This is a genomic window from Cupriavidus sp. SHE, from assembly GCF_000812445.1.
Taxonomy (GTDB): domain Bacteria; phylum Pseudomonadota; class Gammaproteobacteria; order Burkholderiales; family Burkholderiaceae; genus Cupriavidus; species Cupriavidus metallidurans.
Map to the genome: position 1 here is coordinate 1 of NZ_JWMB01000111.1, position 4,837 is coordinate 4,837.

The window sequence follows — 4,837 nt, forward strand, 5'->3', positions numbered from 1 at the left end:
GCGATAGAAGCAGTGGGCCGTGGCTTTCTTCAGGAAGGATTCGCCCTCCCGGGTCCGCCGGGTCGCGTAGACGACATCGAAACCTTGCTCCCACTTGTTAATCAGGGTGGGGATCAGTTCCGGCGGATCCTGCAGATCGGCGTCGATGACGACGACGGCGTCGCCGCACGCGACATCCAATCCCGCGGTCAATGCGGCTTCCTTGCCGAAATTCCGGCTCAATTCGATGATGCCGACTTTCTCATCGGCGCCCCGTATTGTCCTGAGCACATCGAGGGTCCGATCCCGGCTTCCATCGTCCACGTAGATAACTTCCGACGTATAGGGAAGGGTTCCCAGGACGGCGCCGAGACGCGCATGGAACAGGGGCAAGACCTGCTCCTCATTGAAAATGGGAACGACCACCGATACTGTTCCCTGCAACCGCTTATCCGAACTCATCGTGACTCCCTGTTCAGGAACGTCCAATTGGCATGCAATGTGTAGTTGATGAGCATGAGGAGAAACGTGGACAGGACCTGTGCGAGAAGGTAGTGAAGCCCCGCCCGCAGTCCGATCCACATGAACGCAGCGTTAAGCCCGAAGGCGAGCACCGAGACTGCTAGGAATCTCGCAAAGCGCGACGAAGCATCCGACGCGCGCACGAACACCCACCGACTGCTCAGGAAATAATTCGTCAGGAGCCCCGCCACGCTGCCGACAATCGAACCCAACAATGCAATATCCCCCTGCCTAACAAGCAGGATCAGCACGAGGTAATGCACGCCGGTCGCGGTCGCGCCGGTGACCAGGTAGCGGAGAAATTTGGACGACACTGTCATCGCTTCTCCAAGAGCACCGTCGTGCCCCTACGCGCCACCACCAGACTCTCAGGCCCCAGGTCTGGGGACAGTTGCGCATAGGTTGCCTCGCGCATAACGGCGAGCTTGTGTCCGGGCTCGCCCCAGCGCGGCAGGAATGTCGCGTAGCTATCGATCCACCGCTGGGGCTCGACAGAATAGCCAAGATCCAGCTCGTCCCTGGCAACCACCACCTGGGGAAGCATTCCGGAGTAGAACGCCAGGCCCCTATCGATCTGCCCGACGTTGAACAGTTCGGTATCGGCGCGGCGCAATGCCTTGACGGCTAGGCCAATCGGCTTGATCGACAGGGATTCGAAGGCCATGGATGCCACGAGCCCCAGCTGAAGGCTGCCAATCGATGCAAGAGCTGCCACTGCAACGGCAATGCCACGTCGACCTGACAGGGCAAGGGCACCGGCAACCAGCCCGCCAACCACCAGGGCGCCGATGGTTAGCGTGCTCCAGAAGGAGAAATGACGAAGATCCGAGATCCCGCGCCTGAGCACCTTGTCCGATAGCTCGGGGATCCATTGCAGTCCCGCGATCAGGATGCCGAGTATGACCATCAGCGAGCATCCGACCACTACCCATCTCGTGCGCACGCGCAGGATGGCGTCACCAACGAGCACGGCGAGCGGCGGAAATGCCGGCAGGATATACAGGGGCAGCTTCGATCGCGAGACAGAGAAGAAGACAAGCACAATCAGCGTCCACACCAACAGGAATAAACGCGGGTCAAATGTCCCCGAACGCCTCGCAGGTCGGTAGCGCTGCCAGACTGTGGCGGGGATGACGCCGGCCCACGGCAGCATTCCCGCGACCAGCACCGCGGCGAAGAACCAAGCAGGCTTGTTACGGGCATGAACGGAGGAAGTGAAGCGCGCAAGGTGTTCGTGGACGAAGAAATAATTGAGAAATTCCGGATTGCGAACCGACACTGTGACGATCCACGGGAGCGCGAGGACGCACGCGAACAGCCCCCATATCCAGAAGTCGCGACGTCTGAACAGTCCGAACTGCCTGGTGAGCACGGCGTAGACCACAATGGTCGCGGCGGGCAGCACGATCGCAATCAATCCTTTGGCAAGGAAGGCCAGTCCCAACAGGCCCCAGACGAGCGGATAGAGGCGTCTATCGGCATTCCTTGCCGCCACCGCATACACAAGGATGGCGTTGCCTAGCAGTGCGGCGACGCCGATATCTGTCGTGGTCAGGTTGGAGCCTAGTATCCATAGCGGCGAGCCGGCCAGCACCAGGGTGGAGGTGAGCCCCACTCGCCGCCCGAAGAGTGCCGTCGCCGACCAACCGGCGACCAGGATGGCACTGGCCCCGATCAACGAACTCCAGAGTCTCGCGCTCCATTCACTGACGCCAAACACCGCAAACGCCGCCGCGGTCGCCCAATACTGAAGTGGCGGCTTGTCAAAGAACTTGACGCCGTTCAGCCGAGGGGTCGCCCAGTCGCCCGAGACGAACATCTCCCGGGCAACTTCGGCGTAACGCCCCTCATCCGGCTCGTAGAGCGGCCGGATCGAAAGGGTCGCGAACCATAGCAAGATGGCAATGACAATGAGCGAAAACCAGAGAACGCGAGACTTCACGAAGGCTTCCTCGCGGCGACAAGTAGGGAGCCGCCTAGCGAAAACCTCAGACCGGCAAGAATCAACTGTCGCTCGGCGGCACAGATGCCGCCGAAAATGCGGTTAAGCGTCGTGCCAATTCGGAAGCCGTCGTCCACAGCGTCCTTGGGCGGCTTGAGCCTTTGCTGCAATCTCGAGAGCGCCATCGCCGGCAGAAGCAGCGACATGAAGGAGGTGGCGTAGACGGGCTGGAATCCGGCGGCCCGCACCTTGCCAAGCAACTCACTGTATGTGTAGCGTCGCTTGTGCTTCGCCGCATCGTCAAGATGGCTCCACAGGCTAGGATGCTGGGGCACGGTAAGGATGAGGCCGCCGCCAGCGCGACAAGCCCGGTACATCTCTGCCAAGACACGCTTATCGTCGTCGACGTGTTCGATCACATCGAACGCCCCGATCACATCAAAGGCAGCGGTAAAGGGCAGCGCGCGGGCGTCCATCTGGATGAACTGGGCGTTGGACTTGTTGCGGGCCGAGGCCAGTGCCTGCAGCGACGCCTCCCCACCGCAAATGCGCGCATGCGGAAAGCGCTGCTCGATGGCCTTGAGGTTCTCGGCGGTCCCGCACCCGATGTCCATGAAGGACCTGAGTGTCGGGAAATGGCTCTGCAGGACGTCAAGAATCAGCCGCCGCCGATGAACGAACCAAAAGTGTGTGGCTTCGAGCTTTTCGTACTCCTCGAAGAGAGGTTCGTGATAGCCATCATGGTCGGCCAGCATGGCCGGCGCCATGCAGACCAATCCATCCTGACTCATCGGTTGCCAGCCGCACGCGGCGCAACTCCAGATTTCGTGCTTGATAGGGGCTCTGCACTGAATGCATGCGCGCATGGTCGTCTCCCGTTCGAGGTTCCTGCTCCACGCGTTGGCTTGCCGACGCACGGGCGAGGTTGTCCCACGGCAACGCGTCAACGCGATGACGTGGCAAGTGAATTGAGATACCTAGGTACTAGGCAGCAAGGCGTCGCAATCCGATGAGGGCGGGACTGCGATCGGGGTGAAGCCCCAATTCACACAGGAGTGGAGGGTGGACGAAGAAGCACGTCTGGAATGAAACTGGCGAGGAGCGCGGCCGTCCTGCCCGCCACCTCGAACGATTCCGGCTGCCGCAGCCAGAAGCCCGAGAACCATCCGGGGGCCTGGCTCATGGCAATGCAAGCGTCGCACGTGTGACCGTCCGCATCAGGATCCAGTTTTCCCCGCGAAGCGCTGTGCTGTGTATTGTGGTGGCACGGCTTGTCCGGGTTGGTGACTGTTTCCTCCACGTCGATCTCGAGGCCCATTGCCGCATCATTGCGCAACCGGTCATGCGCTGGGCAACCGCCGTGTACGGGCGCTCCCATCGCCTGCAGCGGCAATGCGAGGATCATGAACCACAGCAGGAGGCGGGACAGCAAGCGTCTCATTCGACGGCACAGAAAGGCGGAATTTCGTCTCAGCGTATTCTAGAGAGCCGGCCTGTCAGCAAAATGACTCACACATGACAGGGCCGCCATGCACCAGAATCAGGCGGGGCGCACGGCGCCCAGACGGACCGAATCCCTTGCGCACGACCATCGTCGGCTTTTCCGACCGATGGTCAAGTGCCGCACTTCGTGAGCGTCTTTGATCCAGGACAACCCACTGCAGACTTATTGCCGGAAGTAAAATCAAGGCTGCTAGGATTCGCCCACTTGATTCCCGGCTCATGCACGCCTCCTATCGCCGGCACTGGATTGCCGCATTCCTGTTGATTTCGTTCCTGACAGTTCAACTGGCAGCGGCCGCCTACGCCTGTGAGGGCAGCCGGTATGCGCTGAGCCTGACGGCGAGCATGACCGGGATGGCGGAATCCTGTCCGGACATGGCAATCAAGCGGGGCCATTCGCATGCAGGCCTGTGCCAGGCGCATTGCCACCAGGACAGCAAATCTGCCGATCATGCGAGCCCGCAACTGCCCGTATTCCAGGCGGCCTCGGTTAGCCCGGTAGCCACACCTGACCTGACACCGATCCTTGGCGGGTATCGGCTGGCCACGGGCAACCCCGTCCCACGACCGCCTCCCCGCCCGCTCGCGATCCTCCATTGCTGTTTCCGCATTTAGCCCGCCTAGCAACGTCCGCTATCGTGCCCTGAGTCGTCAAGACCAAGGGAGTCGTTGCTTTGTGGAGGCTTTATGTTTTTGCGTTTTCCCCTAGCGCGCGGGCGGCGGTGGTCGCTCGCCCTCTCGCTCATCGCGGCCGCCCATCCCGGATGGGCGCAATCGGCCGCACCCCTGTCGTTGCAGGAAGCCGTGGTGCTCGCCTCGGCGCATGCCTCGGACGCTGAGACGTCGCGCGCAGCAATCCAATCCGCCTTGGAAATGGCGGTTGCGGGGAGG

The 4,837-nt window shown here is 61.4% G+C and carries 6 protein-coding genes and 1 pseudogene; 2 read left to right on the top strand and 5 right to left on the bottom strand.

Translation table 11 applies throughout. The features are described 5' to 3' along the window. From RN01_RS32295 to RN01_RS32315, 5 genes are all read right to left on the bottom strand, one after another. A partial coding sequence (locus RN01_RS32295) for a glycosyltransferase family 2 protein (RefSeq protein WP_039016859.1) occupies window positions 1–441 on the bottom strand: 441 nt, incomplete at its 3' end. Continuing rightward, a complete protein-coding gene (locus tag RN01_RS32300; RefSeq protein ID WP_011229395.1) occupies window positions 438–821 on the bottom strand; it encodes a GtrA family protein in 384 nt (127 codons plus the stop codon). The genes RN01_RS32295 and RN01_RS32300, both read right to left, overlap by 4 nt. Further along, entirely contained in the window at window positions 818–2,443 is a 1,626-nt protein-coding gene (locus RN01_RS32305) for a glycosyltransferase family 39 protein (RefSeq protein ID WP_011229394.1), read from the bottom strand. The genes RN01_RS32300 and RN01_RS32305 overlap by 4 nt, the downstream gene beginning before the upstream one ends. Next, window positions 2,440–3,210, bottom strand: a complete 771-nt coding sequence (locus RN01_RS32310; protein WP_171020481.1) for a class I SAM-dependent methyltransferase — start codon at window positions 3,208–3,210, stop codon at window positions 2,440–2,442. Before RN01_RS32310 ends, RN01_RS32305 begins: the two co-directional genes overlap by 4 nt. Before the next feature lie 278 nt (window positions 3,211–3,488). Next, window positions 3,489–3,884 carry a hypothetical protein gene (locus RN01_RS32315; RefSeq protein ID WP_011514840.1) on the bottom strand — a complete coding sequence of 132 codons (396 nt, stop codon included), beginning with the start codon at window positions 3,882–3,884 and terminating at the stop codon, window positions 3,489–3,491. Between the two features lie 281 nt (window positions 3,885–4,165). Here RN01_RS32315 and RN01_RS32320 point away from each other — a divergent pair, with 281 nt between their 5' ends. Together RN01_RS32320 and RN01_RS34855 are read left to right on the top strand one after the other, a co-directional pair. Continuing rightward, on the top strand, window positions 4,166–4,561 hold the full coding sequence (locus RN01_RS32320) for a copper/silver resistance protein SilD (RefSeq protein ID WP_008642716.1): 396 nt from the start codon (window positions 4,166–4,168) through the stop codon (window positions 4,559–4,561). Between the two features lie 72 nt (window positions 4,562–4,633). Then, a pseudogene (locus tag RN01_RS34855) lies at window positions 4,634–4,837 on the top strand (hypothetical protein); the annotation flags it as partial.